This is a genomic window from Rhodococcus sp. 06-235-1A, assembly GCF_002258785.1.
Taxonomy (GTDB): domain Bacteria; phylum Actinomycetota; class Actinomycetes; order Mycobacteriales; family Mycobacteriaceae; genus Rhodococcoides.
Genome location: NZ_NOYI01000019.1, coordinates 17,442 through 36,968, shown reverse-complemented (window position 1 = coordinate 36,968; position 19,527 = coordinate 17,442). Strand labels below are relative to the sequence as shown.

The 19,527-nt window shown below is 67.0% G+C and carries 16 protein-coding genes; 15 read left to right on the top strand and 1 reads right to left on the bottom strand.

Translation table 11 applies throughout. The features are described from left to right. Positions 1 to 2 precede the first annotated feature (2 nt). From CH275_RS17950 to CH275_RS17885, 14 genes are all read left to right on the top strand, one after another. Positions 3 to 668, top strand: coding sequence for a hypothetical protein (locus CH275_RS17950; protein ID WP_249305513.1), 666 nt, complete (start codon positions 3 to 5; stop codon positions 666 to 668). 3 nt (positions 669 to 671) lie between these two features. Further along, entirely contained in the window at positions 672 to 2,840 is a 2,169-nt protein-coding gene (locus tag CH275_RS17945) for a cutinase family protein (protein ID WP_094634009.1), read from the top strand. Between the two features lie 115 nt (positions 2,841 to 2,955). Beyond that, positions 2,956 to 4,584: a peptidoglycan DD-metalloendopeptidase family protein gene (locus CH275_RS17940; RefSeq protein WP_249305511.1), complete on the top strand. Its 1,629-nt coding sequence runs from the start codon at positions 2,956 to 2,958 to the stop codon at positions 4,582 to 4,584. A gap of 55 nt (positions 4,585 to 4,639) precedes the next feature. Further along, positions 4,640 to 5,290: a hypothetical protein gene (locus CH275_RS17935; protein ID WP_094634007.1), complete on the top strand. Its 651-nt coding sequence runs from the start codon at positions 4,640 to 4,642 to the stop codon at positions 5,288 to 5,290. Beyond that, positions 5,287 to 5,904 (top strand): hypothetical protein, encoded by a 618-nt coding sequence (locus tag CH275_RS17930; RefSeq protein WP_094634006.1) that lies wholly within the window; start codon positions 5,287 to 5,289, stop codon positions 5,902 to 5,904. Before CH275_RS17935 ends, CH275_RS17930 begins: the two co-directional genes overlap by 4 nt. A 53-nt stretch (positions 5,905 to 5,957) precedes the next feature. Further along, positions 5,958 to 7,418 (top strand): MinD/ParA family ATP-binding protein, encoded by a 1,461-nt coding sequence (locus CH275_RS17925; RefSeq protein ID WP_141216551.1) that lies wholly within the window; start codon positions 5,958 to 5,960, stop codon positions 7,416 to 7,418. A 68-nt stretch (positions 7,419 to 7,486) separates the two neighbouring features. Continuing rightward, positions 7,487 to 7,900, top strand: a complete 414-nt coding sequence (locus CH275_RS17920; RefSeq protein ID WP_249305509.1) for a hypothetical protein — start codon at positions 7,487 to 7,489, stop codon at positions 7,898 to 7,900. Positions 7,901 to 7,955: 55 nt separating this feature from the next. Continuing rightward, entirely contained in the window at positions 7,956 to 8,699 is a 744-nt protein-coding gene (locus CH275_RS17915) for a hypothetical protein (protein WP_094634004.1), read from the top strand. A 35-nt stretch (positions 8,700 to 8,734) separates the two neighbouring features. Next, entirely contained in the window at positions 8,735 to 11,002 is a 2,268-nt protein-coding gene (locus tag CH275_RS17910) for a hypothetical protein (RefSeq protein ID WP_141216550.1), read from the top strand. 97 nt (positions 11,003 to 11,099) lie between these two features. Beyond that, positions 11,100 to 12,674 (top strand): hypothetical protein, encoded by a 1,575-nt coding sequence (locus tag CH275_RS17905; RefSeq protein ID WP_094634002.1) that lies wholly within the window; start codon positions 11,100 to 11,102, stop codon positions 12,672 to 12,674. 43 nt (positions 12,675 to 12,717) lie between these two features. After that, positions 12,718 to 14,232 (top strand): ATP/GTP-binding protein, encoded by a 1,515-nt coding sequence (locus CH275_RS17900; RefSeq protein WP_094629896.1) that lies wholly within the window; start codon positions 12,718 to 12,720, stop codon positions 14,230 to 14,232. Next, complete coding sequence (locus CH275_RS17895; RefSeq protein ID WP_094634001.1) at positions 14,229 to 15,110, top strand: hypothetical protein; 882 nt, start codon at positions 14,229 to 14,231, stop codon at positions 15,108 to 15,110. Before CH275_RS17900 ends, CH275_RS17895 begins: the two co-directional genes overlap by 4 nt. Beyond that, positions 15,107 to 16,879, top strand: coding sequence for a type IV secretory system conjugative DNA transfer family protein (locus CH275_RS17890; protein ID WP_249305507.1), 1,773 nt, complete (start codon positions 15,107 to 15,109; stop codon positions 16,877 to 16,879). Before CH275_RS17895 ends, CH275_RS17890 begins: the two co-directional genes overlap by 4 nt. 4 nt (positions 16,880 to 16,883) lie before the next feature. Continuing rightward, positions 16,884 to 17,489 carry a hypothetical protein gene (locus CH275_RS17885; protein ID WP_094629898.1) on the top strand — a complete coding sequence of 202 codons (606 nt, stop codon included), beginning with the start codon at positions 16,884 to 16,886 and terminating at the stop codon, positions 17,487 to 17,489. Between the two features lie 516 nt (positions 17,490 to 18,005). Here the strand turns inward: CH275_RS17885 and CH275_RS17875 are convergent. Next, positions 18,006 to 18,434 carry a DUF2690 domain-containing protein gene (locus CH275_RS17875; RefSeq protein ID WP_141214649.1) on the bottom strand — a complete coding sequence of 143 codons (429 nt, stop codon included), beginning with the start codon at positions 18,432 to 18,434 and terminating at the stop codon, positions 18,006 to 18,008. A 154-nt stretch (positions 18,435 to 18,588) separates the two neighbouring features. On the opposite strand from CH275_RS17875, the gene CH275_RS17870 reads away from it, so the two are divergent. Beyond that, positions 18,589 to 19,377 (top strand): NBR1-Ig-like domain-containing protein, encoded by a 789-nt coding sequence (locus CH275_RS17870; protein WP_094629900.1) that lies wholly within the window; start codon positions 18,589 to 18,591, stop codon positions 19,375 to 19,377. Positions 19,378 to 19,527 lie beyond the last annotated feature (150 nt).

Sequence of the window (19,527 nt, the reverse complement as noted above, 5' to 3'; positions counted from 1 at the left end):
TCATGGCGCGTGAGCACCACGGTTCGTCGATCGTCAGCGCCACCGGCCCGAGCCGGTCACCGAGACGTCCACAACCACCGCGCGCCGCATCCGGATCCCGTGACGGCAGTCGTCGCCGAGCAGCCCTGCTGTTCGGCGGCGCTGCCGTCACGGTCGCCGCAATCCTCACCGGCGTCATCGTGGCCACCGGTGACGACCCGCAACCCGCGCAGGGCCCACTGCCGGCCGATGCACTGATCACGTCCGCGCCGTCGACGTACACCGAGCAATCACCCAGCGAGAGCTCACCGACGTCTGCTCCTGCCGAGTCCGCGCAGGGTGATTGCTCGATGCCCGCGGGCGGGCAGGACAGCGGCGAGAACGCTATCAGGGCGTTCGAGTACCGCCTGTACGTCGAACGGTCCGGTGCCGCCGCGTTCGAGCTCCTCTCCCCGGCCGCCCCGCCGTTCACCAGCGTGGCGAACCTCGACGCGGGTATCGCCGCGACCCCTGTCGGCTCGATGTACTGCCTCGACCTCGATCCGGTCCTGCCCGGGCTGTTCACCCTCACCGTCAGTCTCGTCCAACCCGACGGGACACCCGGCCCGAAGTACCGCACCCAGCGCGTCACCACCTCCGTGGTCGACGGGCGTCATCTCATCGAATCGATCACCGAAGTAGGGGAATAGACCATGCGCAGTGCCGTCTCCGTCCGACTCGCCGCCCTGACCGCCGCCGTGGCCACCGGACTCGTCCTCGTGGCCCCGGTCGCCTCCGCCGCACCCGCAGCCGGGTCGCCGTGCGCGCGATACGTGGCGGTCCTGGCACCGGGAACCACCGAGACCCGCGCCGATGCCGACCCCACCAAACCGGCCGGAATGCTCGGACAAGTCGGCCAGGAGCTGCAGCGCCGCTACGGATCTCAGATCCAGGTCGTCTACCCCTCCTACCCCGCACAGGCATTCCTCCAGTCCGGCATGACGTACGCGACCTCCAAGACCGAAGGCGATCGGGCCACGGTCGACGCCCTCACCCGCTGCCCCGGCTCGAAATTCGTCATCGGCGGCTACTCCCAGGGCGCTCAGATCGCCAACGACGTAGCGGTCGACATCGGGACCGGGTCCGGACCGACGCCGCCGGCCTCGGTACTGGCGGTCGCACTGCTGGCCAACCCCAAGCGCGGCACCGCAGGTGCGAAGGTCGTCGGTCCCACCCTCGCCGGTCAGGGAATCGGAGGACCCGACGCCCGCGGATTCGGTGCCCTGTCGGGGAAGGTCTTCGACATCTGCCACCCCGACGACAAGTACTGCAACACCGAAACGTCCTCGAACTCCTTCCTGGCCTCGCTCGGCCGCATCCTCGCCAACCCACCCGGCACCGTAGAAACAGCAGCCGGAGCCACCGTCACACCCGGCACCAGCGCGCCCACAGCCACCGCAACCGGCCAATCCACCGCAGCAACCGCGACAGGCCAGTCCACCGCGACATCGACGCAGCCCACCTCGACCAGCGCCACCGAAAGCACCCCCACTCCGTCGACGTCCTCGACCCCCGGAGCCCCGACAGCCACCGGCGCGGGTGCAGGTGCGTCGTCGTTCCTGGACGCAGTCACCTCCGACTACGGATTCGCCGACCTCTCCGCCGCACCCGGTGCCGCGTCCTCGCTGGCAGCCTCGGTGGACAAGCTGCAGACCGCCGGCGCTCCGACCTCGACCTCCTCGGCTCTCGACATCGCCGAGATCGGCCAGCAGGCCAAGCTCCTGTCCGGCACGTTCGCACCGGTCGCCCAGACACAGTCGTGGATGGCGGCGAACCCCGCCGCCCGTGACGGCCTGCGCACCGCAGCCGAAGGGTCACCGGAAGCAGCGACCAGCGGAGTCGTCGACGCGCTCGACCAGATCGACATCCCCAAGATCGTCGGTGCCGCCGACCAGGTCGTGAGCTTGGCGAGCAGCGTCCTGTCGGGCGCATCGGCTCTGAGCGGCTCGACCCCGTCCGCAGCCGGCGCAGCTCCCACCGATGCCGCGAGCACGTTTGCGGCCTTGTCCGGCCCCGCGCAGACGTTGAGCACGGGAGTGTCTCCGCTGGCCAGCACCCCGGCCGATCAGCTCGCGACCGCGACATCGGTTCTGTCGGCCATCAAGCCGGTCACGATCATCAACCAGGTCCTAGGCGTGGTGACCGGGGTGACGTCGGTCGACTACAACGGCGTCGCGGCGAACCTGCAAGCCCTCCCCGGATTCTTGCTCTCGGGCAACATCAAAGAAGCGCACCGGGTTTCGGGTGAGCTGAACAATCAGCTCTCTCCACTGGTGAAGATGGCTGCCGGGGTCGATCTGTCCTCGATCGCGCGGTTGATCAGCCTGATTCCGGACCCGTCCGGCACCGCGGCCGCGACGTCGATGGTGGCAGGTCTGCTCGCGAACGTCGACGTCATCCGCCTCGCCCGCGACGTCGGACAGCTCCAAGAGGTCGCATGGCAGGTCGTCGAGACCGGAAACCTTCTCGCTCTCGGTCAATTGCTGCCCATCGGAATCGATCTCGCCAACGTCGCACTCGGCGTCCTGATGCCGAGCCAGAAGATGTCCGCCGACCAACTGCACGCACCCACCGATGCGATGACCGCGCTGATGAGCAGCCAAGCACAGAGCAGCGACCTTGTCGGACTGGGAAATTCGGCATTGGCGACGGTCACCTCCCCGGACGCCGCAGCCCTGGGGCAGATCGTCGACGCCGGCGTCACCGCAGCGAGCTTCCTGGGCTCGCGGGTGCACGAGTCCTACGGCCAGTGGCTCGTCGACGGCAAACGCACCGCCCTGCAGGAAATGGTCGAGATCTACACCAAAGCAATCGGAGGCTGACCGCGCCGGACACCGAACCCGTTGCCCCCGAACACCTATCCGGCCCACCGCACCTGTCCACCCGCAGCGCATGTGACCTCGCGTCACCGATCAGATGAAAGGACGTCGAAGGCATATGGGCAAGTCCAGCACCACCTCGAACGGCATCAAAGCCGGGGCCGCGGTCATCGCGGCCGCGGTGGTGCTGGTCGGCGGCGTGGTGCTGGGCAGCGACAACCCCAAGAAGGTCGACGACTGCCTACCCACAGCCCCGGCGGCCGGGCAGGTGGCACCGGGACCGGGAAACAAGACCCAACCCGTGCTGGCCGGAACCTACGAGATCACCTCCGGTTTCGGTCCTCGGTGGGGCACGATGCACCGCGGCGTCGACTTCGCCGGGCCTTTGGGCACCCCGATCTACGCGGCGACCTCGGGAACCGTCGCCGAAGCCGGTCCGGCAGCGGGGTTTGGCAACTGGGTCATCATCGACACCACCATCGACGGCCAGCGACTGTCCACCGTGTACGGCCACATGAGCGCCGACACGATCACGGTGAAGAAGGGCGATCAGGTCACCGCGGGTCAACACATCGCCGGCATCGGCAACGAAGGCGGATCGACCGGCCCGCACCTGCATTTCGAGGTCTGGCAGGGCGGGCGACTGCCCGACGGCGCGGGAACACCGACCGACCCGCAACCCTGGCTCGCCGGTGCCGCCGAACCCACACCAGCCGCCCCCACGACCCCGGACACCTCGGCTACCTCGTCCCCGGCAATCGTCAATGCCGCCTCGGTCCGCCCGATCGGCGGGGCCGGATGCGCCCGCCCCTCGATCGGTGGATCCGACCTCAAACCGGGCAGTGTCCCACCCGAATTCGAGCCCTGGATCAACCGAGCAGCGGCCACCTGCCCGGAGATCACCGCACCGCTCATTGCCGGGCAGTTCAAGCAGGAGAGCAAGTTCGACGTCAACGCCTACAACGCCCGGTCCGGTGCCACCGGCCCGGGACAGTTCCTCCCGTCCACCTGGGAGCAGGAAGGCGTCGACGGCGACGGCGACGGCAAGCGGGAGATGAACTCGGTCGCCGACGCAGTGATGTCGATGGCGTCCTACGACTGCAAGATGGTCGAGCTGTCGAAAAAGGGCCTCGCCGACGGTCGACTGACCGGCAACGTCGTCGATCTGGCGCTGTCGATGTACAACTGCGGACCCGGTGCCACTCTTTCCCAGGGCCACACCTGCACCAACAGTGAAACCCAGGGCTACATCACCAACATCCGCAAGTTCGCGATCGAGGAGTTCACCGCACCAGTAGCCGCGATCGTTCCCGGTGGCCCGTCGTCCGGATCGGCCGTCGTCGACGCCGCCACCCGGTGGCTCGGCACGCCCTACGCCTGGGGCGGAGGCGACGAGAACGGGCCGACCGTCGGCACCCGAGACGGCGGGGTCGCCGATATGTACGGAGACTTCGCCAAAGTCGGATTCGACTGCTCCGGTCTGGTCAAATACGCCGTCGCCCAGGCCACCGCGGGCCGCATCGTGCTCCCGCACCTCGATTCCGCCCAGATCAACGACTCCCGCGGCACGACCATCGCCAACCCTGCCGACCTGCGGCCGGGCGACATCATCCAACCCCACTCCGGACACATCTTCATCTGGATGGGCGCGAACACCGTCGTCGAAGCTCCCCAATCCGGCGACGTCGTGAAGATCTCGCCCTGGACCCCTCCCGCGTCCGGACTGAAAGCCAAACGCTTTGTCTGACATCACACTTCCATGCCCGCCCTACCCGTCCACCGATGAAAGGCAGAACCTCAAGATGACCGTTTCGGCAGCAACTGAATGGGAGCAAGCAGCGGCCGCAGTGCACTCGGCCGCCGACACCCTGCGCGAGTACACCAGCGCCGACCTGCGGACGTGGGCGAAGGAGAACAACCTGTTCGCACGCTCGATGTGGCCGAAGATCAAACGAGAACTCGTCAAACAGCTCGACATCGACTACGACGAGCTCCGCGAGAGCGAAGCGATCGCACGCACGAACGAAATTGCCGCCGTCGCAGAGAATGCACCACTGATCGAGCTGTACGCCGCCGGCGACGACCGCGGCAGCTTCGCCATTCTCGGACCGGTCGACGACGCCGCTTGGTACGGCACCTTCCACCGCAACGACACGGTGTTCCGCAAAGGCAACCAGACCTCCGCCGACGACTCCGCCGCCGGCAAGGCGATCTTCCTCGCAGGCAAAGCCCGCGAGCACGCCGGCGTCGAGGCAGTGCGCCTGCTGCTGCACATCAGCAACCCCCACGTCGACGGAACGGCACTGGCGGGCGTCGCAGCCAGCCACGGGGTCTCCCTCGAACTCGACATCACCGACGACAACCGCGCCGTCGACTGGTGCGAGGAAACCGGTTTCCAGGCCTGGCAAGCGATCCGGCTCTCGGACCTGTTCGTCGACGAGGACCCGTCGTGACTGCCGCCCGGAACGCCGCCATCGCCGCCGCGCTCCTGGTCGCCGTCGGCCTGGCCGCAGGTTGCTCGTCCACCGACACCGCCACACCGCCGACCACCGCCACCACCGCAGGTGCACCGGCGCAGCAGTGGACCCCCGGCGCGGCCCCCAGCGCCACCCAGACACGGTCGCCGGCCACCACCCCGGCCCAGATACCGGACACCCTGGCCGGGGTCGACGACAGCGATCCTGTCGCTGTCGCCGATGGGGTGGTCACCACGTGGTTCACCTGGAACACCGCCGTCGACGCCGGGCCGAACGACGCCGCTGCCCGTACCGGGTCCGCTCTGACCGACCGCTTCCGTGAGCAGCTCCTCGCCACCACGCCCACCGGGAGCCCGGGCGGTCAATGGCTCGAATGGGCCTCGGTCGACGCCCAGGTCTGGCCGACGGTGTCCAACGTGCCCAATCAGGGCGCGATCGATACCGCGAGCGCTGTGCACCGGATGTACCAGGTCGAGCAGACCGCGATCGCCGCCGACGGCTCGGTCGCCGGCGTCGACACCGTCCAGGTCGCCGTCCTTGTCGTCGACGACGACGGCCGTTGGAAAGTCGATGCGGTGCAACAACTGTGACCGATGACCGCGCAGCACACCCCGGATCCGCCCCCTCCCCGAAAGGAACTCCGATGAGCATTCCTGACCCGTACAGCGAGCACCGCGAGAACTATGAAGCCGAGACCGCCGTCGACCTCCGCAAGCAACGCTTGCGCCGCCAGAGCGACCCCAACCCCGAACCTGCCGTCGTCGACGAGGACACCGACGGTGAGCACGACGCCGGCACCGACGCATTCGACGACGGGGACGTCAACGAGGTGTTCGCCGACCCCTACCAAGTGGGTCAGGATGCGTTGGCAGCCAACGAAGAACCTGCTATCGACATTCCTGCCGAGTACGGCGGCCGCGACTTCGACTCCGAGACCGCCGAGCTCGACAACCGCCCTGCCCTCTGGGGACTACGCGGCCGGGTCAACGCCGCTCTGGGACTGACCCGCCCACCTCTACCCGAGTCCGCCGAAGCCCGGTTCCGCCAATCGGTGCGACGGGTCCAGCAGCCGCTCCCGGGATGCATGGTCGTCTCGGTCATCGGTCTCAAGGGCGACGCGGGCAAGACCTCCACCACCACCGCGCTGGCGAACACCTTCGGCACTCACCGCGGCCGCGGAGTCGTCGCCTGGGATGCGTGCGAGAACTCCGGCACTCTCGGCCATCGCGCGCACCGCACGACCGATCCCGAACTCGGACCGTGGGACATCCTCGAGAACGCCCGCGCCCTGGCCTCCGCCGATGCAGTCTCGGGCACCCTGGGGCACTATCTGCGCCTGCAGCCCACCCATGACGAGGTGCTGGCCTCCGACAGCTCGACGAGCCGCCAGAGCGGGATCGGGTGGGACGAATGCGCCGCGCTCATGGCAGTGCTGCGCCGTCACCGTGACCTGATCATCGTCGACACCGGCAACAACGCCACCGCCAGCAACTGGCAGTGGGCCGTGCAGCATTCCGACATCCTGGTCATCCCGCTTCCGCTGCGACGCGACATGGCGATCCTGACGATGAACATGCTCGACGGCATCATCGCCCGCGGCTACGAGCACCTGGTGCGATCGGCGCTGATCCTGACCGTCGTCCTTCCCGGCGACAAGGACTCCGTCGATACAGCACTGCGGCTCGAAGGCTGGCTCGAGAAGGAGTTCGAGGCCATCGGCGGGGTCGGACGCATCATGCGGGTGCCCTACGAGCCGAAGTTCGCCAGCGGTGAGCGGATCCGCTATCAGGAGCTCGGACAGGCGACCGTCGAGGCGTACACCAACGTGGCAGCGGAGATCGCCGACAGGCTCGCCGATCGCGCGTACGAGCGGACCGCCGAATACGCCGATGCATATGCCCCACAGGAGTTCACACGTCCCTCGCAGGCCGAACGCCGCCCGCCGCGTCGTCCGTACTCGCTCCCCCCGCACTCGATCCCACAGCCCGCTCCGCAGAGCTACGACGCCGACGCGGACTACGACCGGCACCCGCCCCGGGAGCAGTGGCGGCCGCGAGCCGTCCCACCCCGAGACCAACCACCCCGAGAGGACCCGTTCCGATGACCACCGAACCTGTTGCCCCACCCGACTCTATTGCTCTACCAACCGTTTCCAGTGAAAGGACGCCACCGATGATCACACCGCCTCCCACCCCGACCCGGGGCCGCGCCCTCGCTCGTCGCGCAGGGAATGCCGCAGCGATGACCGCCGCCGCACTCACCCTCGCGGTCATCTTCGCCGGCCCCGCCTCCGCCCAGGACTTCAACCCGATCAACGGAATCAAGCCGTCGTTCGAGTTCCTCGGCCCGTCCTTCCAGAACGTGTGGGCGCGGGTCGCCGCCTCGATCTGGGGTGTCCTGCTCGCCGGAGCATCGGTGAAACTGCTTGTCGCGCTGTACAAGATGCGCGCCGCGAAAGCCGGCGGTTACGGCGCGGAGATGAGCGACTCGATGGGCGAGGCGAAAGTCGCCGGGGTCGCGGTCGGCGCTCTGGCCATCGGCGGCGTCATCGTCGGCGCAATCATGTTCGTCGCCAATCCTGGCTGACCTATCACCAACAACGTTCCGGCTCAACCCCATTCGATGAGAAAGAAGAACTGACATGGCACGAGATTTCTCCGCAGTCGGCGCCGCCGGCTCGACCACCAGCGCGACGGGATCGGCGTCCGGCTCGCCCGGATCGGGCCTGTTCGGGCTGCCCAAGTGGGTACTGGCGATGATCGCCGCCGCCGTGGCGTTCGTCGTCGTGATTGCCGTGGTCGTGTTGACATCCGGGGGGAGCGAGAGCTCCACCGATGACGGAGCCGATGCGATCCGCGCCGCGCACGGCCCGACCACCACCATCGACGGCGTCCCTGCCGGCTACACCCGCGATCAAGCGGGCGCCCAGACCGCCGCGGTGAACTTCACCCAAGCCAACGGCCAAGCCTATGCAGGTCGCATCGATGCTCAGCGCCTCAAAGACGTTGCCGTAGCGGCAGAACCGACACCGGCGTTGACAGAGGTCCTCGACGTCTCGTCCGAGCGCCAGGAGACCGAGCGCGGCACGGTCAACGGCGTTCCGATGATCGTCACAGTGGAGAACTTCTCGCAGGATTCGGCGACGGTGTCGGTCTGGGGCATGGGAGTGAGCCAGAGCCGGGTCAGCCAGGACAGCGACAAAGTCGGCATCTTGGCCATCTACTCCACCACCACCGTGACGATGGTGTGGGAGAACGACGACTGGAAGGCCAAGGACTGGAGCTACAAGTCCGGCCCCACCCTCGAGGAAGCACAGTTCCCCGCCGATGAGTCCTCCCTCGCCAAGCAGGCCGCGGACGGCTTCTACGCCTTCTACGTCAACTGATGAAGGGTCGGCCTGCGATGTGGCGAAGGATTCTGTTGACGATCGCGGTGGCGGTCATCGCGGCGGTCGGGTTCGCGTGGCCCGCGGCCGCGCAGCCCTCGGCTGTTCCGGCACCGGTTCCCGGTGGCGGATCGACCGCGACCACGACGGCGAAGAAGCTACCCGAGACCTTTCCTGCGGATCTCCGCAAATACATCGCAGGTACCGACGAGTTCAAAGCAGCACCGTGGTTCACCGGGCCCTGCAAGGACAAGGGCGGCGATATGGGCCAGTACGTCGGATCGGTGATGAGCAACGAAGGCCGCCTGCTGTATTGGACGGCCACCGAGAACGACCGCATCGCGCGGTGGACCGCCGCGGTGTCCGTGCGCAAGGACCCGGTTCTGATCGGTGTCCTCATCGATGCCGGCGCGGTCGGCTCGCAGACCACCGGTGTCGATCTCGGGGTCGAGCAGAACCGCAAGGCCGCGCTGTCCATCACCGACGATGCGGTGCTCGAATCGTTCTACCCGCCGGTCTATCCCGCCGGCGATGCCGCGATGGCTCCCCCAGCCCCGACCTGCGCACAGGATCTCGCCCGGTGGACGACCAAGACTTCGAGCACCTGGGGCTTCGAGTGGGCCTCGACTCCCGATGCGGCCTCGCTCGCCGAGATGAAGGCGCAGCCCAATGCCGACCAGGTTCCCGAGCAGGCCTGGACCGACGCGTGCGCCGAGGGAGTGCCCGGGTCGCTGTGCATGCACGCGATGTACGTCAACTGCAGCAAGGCAACCGACCGCGACGACGAGGTGACCTGCCGAGAATGGAACACCAGGGTCGGAAAACTGTTCGGCGGCACCATGAACTGGATCGATCAGAACACCAGCTTCAGTGACCGCCTGAGCGAGACCCTCGAGTCAGCGTTCAAGGCGACCCCGCAGTACAAGGTCGGCAAGATGTACGTCGACGGCTTCTCCTGGGTGTGGGACAACACCGTCGGCGCGGTCGGCGACATCGTCGCCTTCGTCAAAGACCCCTCCGACGTCATCGACTCCTGGGCGAACAAGCTCAAGAGCGCCGCCGTCGGCACCACCACATCGGTCCTGCACGGGCTCGCCGGTATCGGTGAGTTCAACCCCACCGACCCCGAATTTCTCAAGGTCTACGCGATGTCGACGGGTCTGGGCATCTTCGTCATGGCGCTGATGGTGCTGCTGGCAATCTACAAATCCTCCGACGGCAGCAGACCCGGTATGGAGCTGGCCAAAGACCTGTTCGCCTACGCCCCGGCCGGGGTGATGATGATGCTGTTCGCGCCCTCGTTCGCGCAGTTGTTGATCTCGCTCGCGCACGAACTCTCGGTCAGTCTGGTCTCACTGCTCGGTAGCTCCACCGACGAGGTGGTCGACAACATCTCCTCGGTCCTCGGCCCGCTGACAGATACCACCCTGATCGGCGGTGCCGTCGGTGCCATCGTCGGGTTCGGGTTGATGTTCCTCGGCGCGTTGTCGCTGTTCTTCGGGTTCTTGATGCACGCGAACGCCCTGCCGATCCTGGGCGTGGTCTCGGCGATCGCCTTCGGCATGTGGGTGCATCCGAACTGGCGCAAGAAGGCCCTCCGCCCAGTGATGGTGTTCCTGGGCATCGTGTTGTCCAAGCCTCTGCTGTTCGTCATCCTCGCCGCGATCTTCGCGGCCATCAACATCTCCGCGGCCGGCGCGGTCGCGGACGACGGCGAGCTCGAATCCCTCGGGGACCTCGGCTCGATCGCCGTGTGCCTGGTGATGGTCGGACTGGCCCCGTTCGCGCTGCTCAAGTGGTCTCCGATCCTGCCGAGCGCCTCCGATTCCGCCGACTTCGGCAGTAGCGGGTCGGCCACGGGTCAGATGATCGGATCGAGCGCGGGGATGTACCAGATGCGCGCCGGCGGCGGCGGTGGAGGAACCGGGGGCGGCGGGAGCGCGGCCTCGCGCAATGCCGGTGTCGCCGATGCACCCGGCCGCGTCGGTAGCGGCGGTAGCGGCGGTGGCGGTGGTTCCCGGCCGGGTGGCGGCTCGTCGGCATCGAGCACCCATGCCGGTCAGCAGAGCGGCCAGACCGCATCGAGATCCGGCGGTCTACCGGGCAAGAGCGGTGGCCACGGCGGCGCGAAAGCAGGTGGCTCGGAATCGAGGCTGCTCGCCGCCGCCGGAAAGACAGCAGGAATGGCGGCGGGCGCCGCGACTGTCGTCGCTCCGATCGCCCTCGCCTCGGCCGGGGCCGCGATGAACAAAGCCGGAGCGGCCGCGCAGAGCGCCCCCGAACACCCCGACAGCGACAACTGATGTCCCACAACACGAACGGAGAGACCATGACCGCCACGACTGACATCGGCTGGTTCGGTCCGCACCCAACGCCGACTGCCCGGCGGGGGGCGCGGCGGTGAGCGGGCCACGGTCGGCGATTCTCGGCCGTCAGACCGCGCGCCGGGGAGTGCTCCCGTTCCCCGAGCCGGTCGTCGCCGCATGGGCAGCCACGCTGGTGGTGGCCCTGTATCTGCTGTTCATGGTCGGGCAGTCGACGTGGACGTTGGCGATCGATGCCGTCCTGATCGGCGGCGTCCTGTGCGCGACACTCGATTTCGGCCTGCACGAGTCGTACGCGGCCCGCAAGGTCAAAGCGATCCGCAACAGGCAGCGCCGCAAGAGAGGCGAGCACGTCTGGGTCTCGCCTTCCGATCCGCACTACGGCGACCCCGCCCTCGATCCGGGGTGGACGATTCCGGTTCCGCTGTACCGCACCGAGCCGGTCGACCTGGCCGGAACGGGCCTCGACGACATGTTCATCCTCGAACATCGCACCCCGGGCGACAACGACTACTACTCCGTTCTCATCGCGAAACAGGGCCTGGCCGAAGGCCTGCGCGGCGACGATGCGTGGGCGGTCACCTCGGCGGCGTTCGGGCGAGTGCTCGCCGGATTCGCCAAACGGTCCTCGTTCGTCCGCGGCCTGGAACTGCTGCACCGCAGCGTCCCCGCCGACATGGTCCCGCACGAGAACTGGGTCACCGAACAGATAGCGGCCGGCGACCCCGACCTGGCCGTGGTTCCGGCGATCCGGTCCTACGGACAGTTGATCGACCGGATGAGCCCGTACTCCGAAGAGCACCGCTCCTACGCGGTGCTGATCTTCCCGAAGTCGGCCGCGTTCCTCGCCGAAGCCGCGCGGATCGCCCGCCGCAAGGACGCCCCGCTGGTCGGCGGTATCGCCCAGGTCATCCGCGATGACACCGCCCGCGCCGTCAGCGCCCTCGAGCGTGCCGGAATGGGGCGCGTGGAGGTCTACGGCGAACAGCGCGCCTGCGCGGTCCTGCGGGCATTCCAGGACCCCAGCTACCCCCTCGACGCCCACAGGGGCGTCCGGTGGGACAACTGCTGGCCCTCCTACGTCGGACGGGACGAATCGGTCGAGGTCGCCGGCACATGGCACACCCGAGTCGGCATCATCCCCACCCGCGCCATCGAACCGGTCGAAGTCGGCCCGCTGTGGCTGGCGACCCTGCTCACCGGAGTCGAACCCGATGCCGGCGACGACGAGATCCCCGCAGCACCGACCATCCGGACGGTGACCGCGCGAATGGACTTCGTCGAGGCATCCAAGGCCCGCGCTGCGACCAAGAAGGACGTCACCCAGGACAAGGCCCGTCAGATCACCGAAGAGCGCAAGGGAAAGATCACCGACGGTGCATCGGAGGTCGCGATCAGCGAATCCTCCCGTCGCCGTGAAGATCTCATGCCCGGAACCGGGCACCACGGAATGATCTACACCCTCGCCGTCTCGGTCACCGGCCACGACGAAGACGACGCCCTGCGGGCGTGCACACGCGTCGAACAGGCCGCCGACGACTGCGGTATCGGCGAGATCGAATGGCAGGACAACCGCCACGACGTCGCCGCATTCGTCACCTTGCCCCTCGGCCGCGGACTCGCGGCCACCAAATGGACCCGCTCCCGATGAACCGAACCCAGAGTCCGCCGACCACAGAACGAGGCGAGAGACGATGACCAGTACCGACAACAAGCAGGACCGACGCCGTGGCCACGCCGCCACACCGCGCACCGCCCGCCGTTTCTCGCTGACCCGGCGAAGCAAGCGCACCGGCCCCGATCTGGCCGCGCAGGCCGACACGGCCGCCACTCTCGCCGCGGCACAGTCCGCCGGCATGATCACCACCCGTCGGCACCCGCCGACGCGGAAGAAGTGGCTCGACCGATGGGGCTGGTACGAGATCCGCGTCGAGGGCGCGTGGACGACCACCCGGCAGGGCGAAGCGCTGAACCTGGCCACGATGCGCCGCTCGGTGCGTCACGAGGGCCTGCTGACCGGGCTGAACAAGATCAGCCAATCCGGAGTGATCACCGACCCCTACGCTCTCTACGGGTCGGAAATCGAGAACATCAACATCGCCGTCATCGGCGACATCGGCAAGGCCAAGTCCTCGCTCATCAAGACCGCGATGTGCCTGCGCCAACTCGCACTCCCGAACCGGCAGGTGGTGGTGATCGACAAGAAACGCCAGGGCAACAAGGGCGGCGAATACAGCGGAATCGCGGATGCTGTGGGCGCTGGTTCGATCCGATTCCGCACCGGCACAACGGGAATGCGCATCAACCTGCTCGACCCCGCGATCGCCACCGGCGTCGAACGCACCGACGGAGTCGCCCCGGCCGGCCAGGAAGCACTCGTCGGGGCAGTCATCGAGGACACGATGGGCCGCCCCCTGGTCGAGACCGAGAAAGCCGCACTCGGGCTCGCTCTGCAAGTGGTCAACGACCGCGCAGCCCGGGAGAACCGCGAACCGATCCTGATGGAACTCGCCGACGAGCTCCTGGGCCCCTCCGCCGGCAGCGGCGCAGCGTTCGGTGATCAGTGGGCGCAGGAATCGCGGCGTTGGGGCCTCAATCCCGGTCTGGCGCTGCGGGAGCTGTGCTTGGGCGATCTCAAGGGCCTCGTCGACGGCGCGACCTCACCGGAGGTCCGCGCGGCTCTCGATCACCCGTTCGTGCACTTCGACGTGTCGGCGTTGCCGAACAAGGGTCCGGCCCTGCGGGTGATCATGACCGTGATCAACACCTGGTTGGCGAACGTGCTCGCCTCCCGGTCCGCCCGGCACATGCAGACCCTGCTGCTGGTCGAGGAAGGCTGGCACGTCGCCGACGGCTCCACCGGAAAGGTCTTCCGCGAGAACATGAAGCTCTCGCGCGGTCTGGGACTGTCGACCGTCTCGGCGTTCCACCACATCTCCGACCTGCCGGTCGATTCGCCGGCGCGGGCGCTGATGAAAGAGGCCGGCATCGTCTTCCTCTACGGGCAGGACCGGGTCGAGGACGCCGAAGAAACCGCCCGCATGTACCACCTGCCGCCGGGGTCGACCGAAATCATCATGTCCCTCGCCAAGGGCCACTGCCTGGTCAAATACGGCAACGCCGACCCGATCCTGATGGAACACGTGCGCTCGGATCTGGAAATCGCACTCACCGACACCGACGAAGTGATCAAAGGAGCAGCAGCATGACCGACCACTCACGCAGCGCAGCGCTCTCGCACCCTACGGCCGACCGTTCGACTCTGGTGGGTGTGGACGTGACGACCCTCGATGTGGCGGGCAGTACCGCCGTAGGTCGACTGTTCCGGTCTCGTTCGGCAGCAACGGCATTCGCCCTGACGCACGCCGCACAATCCTGGGCCACGCTGGTCTCACTCGACTTCACCGTCTTCGAGTGCGATACAGCGTCAGTCGATTCGGCATCGGAGGGCATGTTCTGCGCGTGGGACGAGGTGTCCGTGACGGGCTCGGTAGCCGAGACAGCCTGCGCTTTAGCGATTCTCGACGAATACAGTCTTGGGGTGAGGCGGGCGAGGTTGCCGCTGCCCGCTGCTCTGACGGCCGAGATCTCCACGCTGAGCAACGCCGTCGCTTCGCCGGTGCATCCATCACGGGTCGACGACCCCGACAAGGTGGAGGTCCGCCTGTGCAGCATCAGGCCGGACCCGTTGCCGCACAGCAGAACATCGATAGGGTTCTACGGCAGCGACGACGCGGAGCGGGTGGCCGGGGTCCTGGCGTATCGGTTCGGCGGCGACATCGCACCAGCGACCGAACGGGGCTGCATCCAGGTCCACCACAGCGCCGACATCAGCGACGTTGACCGCGCCGCGGTCGCCCGCTACACCCGCATCGGCGAACTGCGCGCCAACATCGCCGCACTGGACCCGCGACGAGACATCGCGGCGATCACGCGCCTCGACGGCGAGCTCGACACCCTCTGCTCGGCCGTACTCCATCGACGATCGACACCCTCGCCCACTCCCGTCGCCGGCAGCGACGTGGTCCGCAGATACCTTCCCGCGCCTGCTCCACGGCCCGACTCCAGCGAGGACCGCCCCCGATGAGCACACCAGAACTTCGCCCCACTCCCCCGGTACTTCCCTACGGCACCGGCCCCGTCGTCGGTTTCGTCGCCGGTGCATTCGTCTCCGTGGTCGGCGGCGGCTACCTGTCCGGTCTCGTCGCCGGCACCGGCCCTGCACTTCCCGCCGGCATCTACGGGGTGATCCCCGTGGTGGTAGGCCTGTTCAGCAACCCATCCGACCCCGCGTCGGCGTGGCCGGTAGGTGCTCAGCCGGGCGGCCCGATCCTGACCTGGCTGTGCATCGGCATCATCGCGGCCGCATGCATCCTGCTCGGAGCTATCGTCTCGGCGAAGAACATGGCCCGCAAAGCATCTCGGCGGGTGCGGGCGAACGGATTCGCCGATCGGGCCGCGCTCGCAACTGTCGGGATCGACGAGAAAAGCGCGGTGAAGAAGGCCAAGGCCACCCGGCTCTCACTCTCCGACGTCCCGGTCCGCCGGATCGAGGCAGCAGCGGAGACCACGCGCATCGGCACGCTGTACGACGACAAGAAACAAGGGGTGTTTCTGCAGTACCGAGACGGTGTGCTGGTCGAAGGCCCCACCGGATCCGGTAAGACCTGGCGCATGTTCTACAAGGCGGTCGTCGAGGCGATCGGGCCGGTGGTGGCCACCTCGACCCGCGGTGACCTTCTGCGCGCGACGTGGGCCGAGCGCGCGGCTGTGGGCAGGGTCGAGGTGTTCGATCCGGACGGGCTGACGGTGTATCCGAACAAGATGCAGTGGTCGATTCTCGACGGCTGCGACGACCCCGAGGTGGCCATGCGGCGGGCCGCGGCGTTGGTGCAGGCCATGCCGATGGACGGCACCTCGAATTCGAGCTACTGGAACGGCAAAGCCGCGATGCTCATGCGCGGCTACCTGTATGCCGCAGCGGTATTGGACAAGGATCTGGTCACACTGCGGGTGTGGGCTGCCTCGCGCAACGTCAAGCCCGTGCATGAGGTTCTGTCGAGGGATCTACCGGACTGGGACGCCGACCTGAGTCAGGCGCTGGAATCGAAAGCCGATTCCTCCGACGACATGATCGGTGCCTGCACACGCCTGCTCGAGCCGTTGGCGTCGCCGAAGCTGATGCGCTCGCTCAATGTCCCGCTCAGCGAATCGGCGGATCTACGTTCCCTGATCACCGAAGGCCGCAACACCGTATATCTCATCTCCGAGGGTGGCAGTGCGTCGGCGGCCGCGATGACGACCGTTCTGTCGGCCGAGCTCTATCACGTGGCGAAGACCCACGGCCTGACCCAGCCCGACGACAAGATCGACCCGCCGCTGCGCATGGTGCTCGACGAGATGAACAACGTCGCAGCAATCCCGAACATGCCCTCGCTCATCACCGACTCCGGTGGCCGCGGAATCCAGATCTGGGCCGGAGTGCACTCCCGGCTGCAGAACGAACAACGCTGGGGCCACGTCGCCGGCCAGCAACTGTCCAACGACTCCCCCACTCGCCTGTATCTGACCGGCCTCGGCGACGCCGACGAGCTGGCGACCATCTCGAAGGGCCTGGGAATGCGTGACGAATACATGAGCGCCTCCCGGATGGCCGGGCCCCGGTCGGTCCCGGTCATGGCCGGCAGCGACATCGCCCGGATGCCCGCCGATCAAGCCCTACTGCGCTACCGGGAGGCCAAACCGATCAAGCTGCACGTTCCCTCCGTCTGGGACGTACCCGTGCTCGCCGCCCGCGTGAAGGCCAATCAGAAGGCGTTCGACGAGTACTGCGCTACCGGTTACGAGAAGAGCTGACGTCATGGCACTCCCGGCGTATACCCCCGGTGCGATCGACTGGCCGTACCTCGACAAGGACAGCGCCGCCCGACTGTGGGTCGAGCTCGGCACCTGGGTGGAATGGCTACGCGACCGCTACGAGCTCGGCCGCACCATTCCCCCGTGCTGGTTCAAACACGGCCCAGTGGTCGAAGAGCTGACCGCAGCGATGTTCGCCCGCCGTGAGGCGTACCAACAGGGCAAGAACGCCTATCACGGTGGGCCCGCAGCGTGGCACTACCAAGTTCTCTGGCCGATGGTGCACCGGATGAAGTCGATCACCGACTTCGAGCAGTGCACTCCCCACTCGTGCGGGTTCACCCCGCCGACGCCGGCCGTCGCCGGCGACTTCGCCGAATTCATCGCCACCGACATCGACGAGCGCGACGACTCACCGATCGAGCCGACCCAGCACGACGCCGCACCCGCCGAGGCCCCATCGGAACTGACGATGGAGCAGGTCATCGACATGATCGACACCGACAGTGCTGTCGCAGAAGATCCCGCCGACGATTTCACCGCCGTCATCATCGACGACGCACGGTGGGAGTACGACGAAGCCACTGAGACCTACAAGCCTGCCCCTTGAGATCGATTCCGGAACAAGGGGTGTCGAGTCGCGGTCCGGCGGACGTCCGGACTGGCACTCGTCTCTCATCCCACAGCGTCAAGGCCGTACAACGTAAAGTCTCTGCGATGCCCCTGCTATCGAAGTCACTCGGCGAATCGGTGACACTCGAAGATACAACCATCAGGACATTCACATTCAACGTCGTTGGCACCCGTCCCATTCGGCGGTTCTCCTACCGAACCATCGAGCACATCACAATCCCCGCCGACGCCTTGTACCCAAATTCCTGGGTATCCGTGCCGCCTGGAAAATTTCACCCAGGGAGCACCTTCACCACCGAATATGCACATGGCGCTGGCCCCGGACCCGTTCTCGTGGAAGTCCGGTACACCATCTCGGCACTGCTACCGTTCTGGTTCCTCTCCCAACAGTTCGTGCTGCGCTAGAACTAGACCCAACGTTCTTCCCTGGCTTGCACACCGAACGAGCCCCACCACACTGGGTGTGGTGGGGCTCGCCGGCGAACTGGGACGACTAGCAGAGCTGCTTGTTTCCGGTGTCCATCAGACCGATGCCGTTGGCGTTGCCGATCTTCACGCGGAAGGTCACGCACGCACTGCCCGGGGCGTACACCATCGGCGTCCAGTAGCTGTTCGGGCTGTTGCCGTACGAGGGTGACCACTGCCAACCCGAAGCCTGCGAGGCAATGCCGGCTTCGCTCTGCCGGCCGGCGGCGCCCGTGACGCGGACCCAGTTCGTACCGCAACTGGGGCTGTACCGAACCTCGACCTTTCCGGAGCCGAAATACGTGTTCTCCCAGATCGTCTGGGCACCGTTCGCGCACCCGGTCGAGAGCGGATCTCCGCTCGGGGCTGCCTGCGCCGTACCAGCCGCGCCGACAGTCAGGGCTCCGGCTGCAGCTCCTGCCATGGCCAGGGCTGCGATGTTCCTCTTGAGTTTCACTGGACTCTCCTCATCCCGAGAACACTGTCGGCAAAAGGCTTTTCACCGTTTCCGATCCCGTGGGACAAGACTGCACCCGCACATATTTATGACGCACCCGCTAAATTAATGGATCGCCTCGCGCACTCGCGCGACGCCAGGGGGGAGCACCGTCATGGACGAGGGTAAGAGCACGCGTGGGCGGGGTCGGCCACCGAAGAAGCTCGATCCACCCACCGATGCGCTCGGACGCTTCGCCAATCACGTGCGATCGGGACGTGCGATCGCGGGCTTGAAGCAGACCGAGCTCGCGGAGCGGGTGGGGTGTACACCAGGAAGCCTCAGCCAGATCGAACGCGGCATCCTGCGTCCGAGCCCAGCGTTGGCCACGGCGCTCGATCAGGCTCTCGGCTGGAACGGCTTGCTGCTGTCTCTGTTTCGTGATGCCCAGGAGGAAAAGGACCGAAAGACCGCTGACCGCATCGGCCGCTCCCACGACCCGACGACCGGAGCGCTGTCGACCGAGCTCACGCCTGCGGATCTACACCTCGAGCCCGGGGATGTGTCTCTGTGGGTCGCCGACATCACGATTCCGGACGGGACACTGATGGCTCCCGGCGAACGCTTCACGAAGATCTGGCGCGTCCGAAACGGTGGATCGGTCCACTGGGAAGACCGCTACATCAAACGGATGGGCCCTCTCGGCGGTTCCAGCCAGGTCGCAACCCCCAGCCTCACGCCGATCCCCGACACCGCACCCGGTGAACTCTGCGACATCGCAGTGGAATGCAAAGCCCACGTGCTGCCCGGGAGCTCGCAAGCCAATTTCAAGATGAGTGACGCGCACGGCCGCCTGTACTACCCGAACACCACCCCGGAAGGCGTCTTGTTGGCGATCACGGTCGTAGAGGGACTCACTCCCCGCTCGGCCGCCGATGGGTCACGCGACGTTCGGGGACTGTGAACCGCCAATTGCACCGTTCGAAAGAACTCAACCCCGCCACAGAGTGGCGGGGTTGAGTATGTTCAAGGGTCACGCAACTGCGGACGATTACCACCTTTAAGATAACCGATGATCCGTCAGCCTTCGGCGGAAATGCTAGCAGGCAGGAGC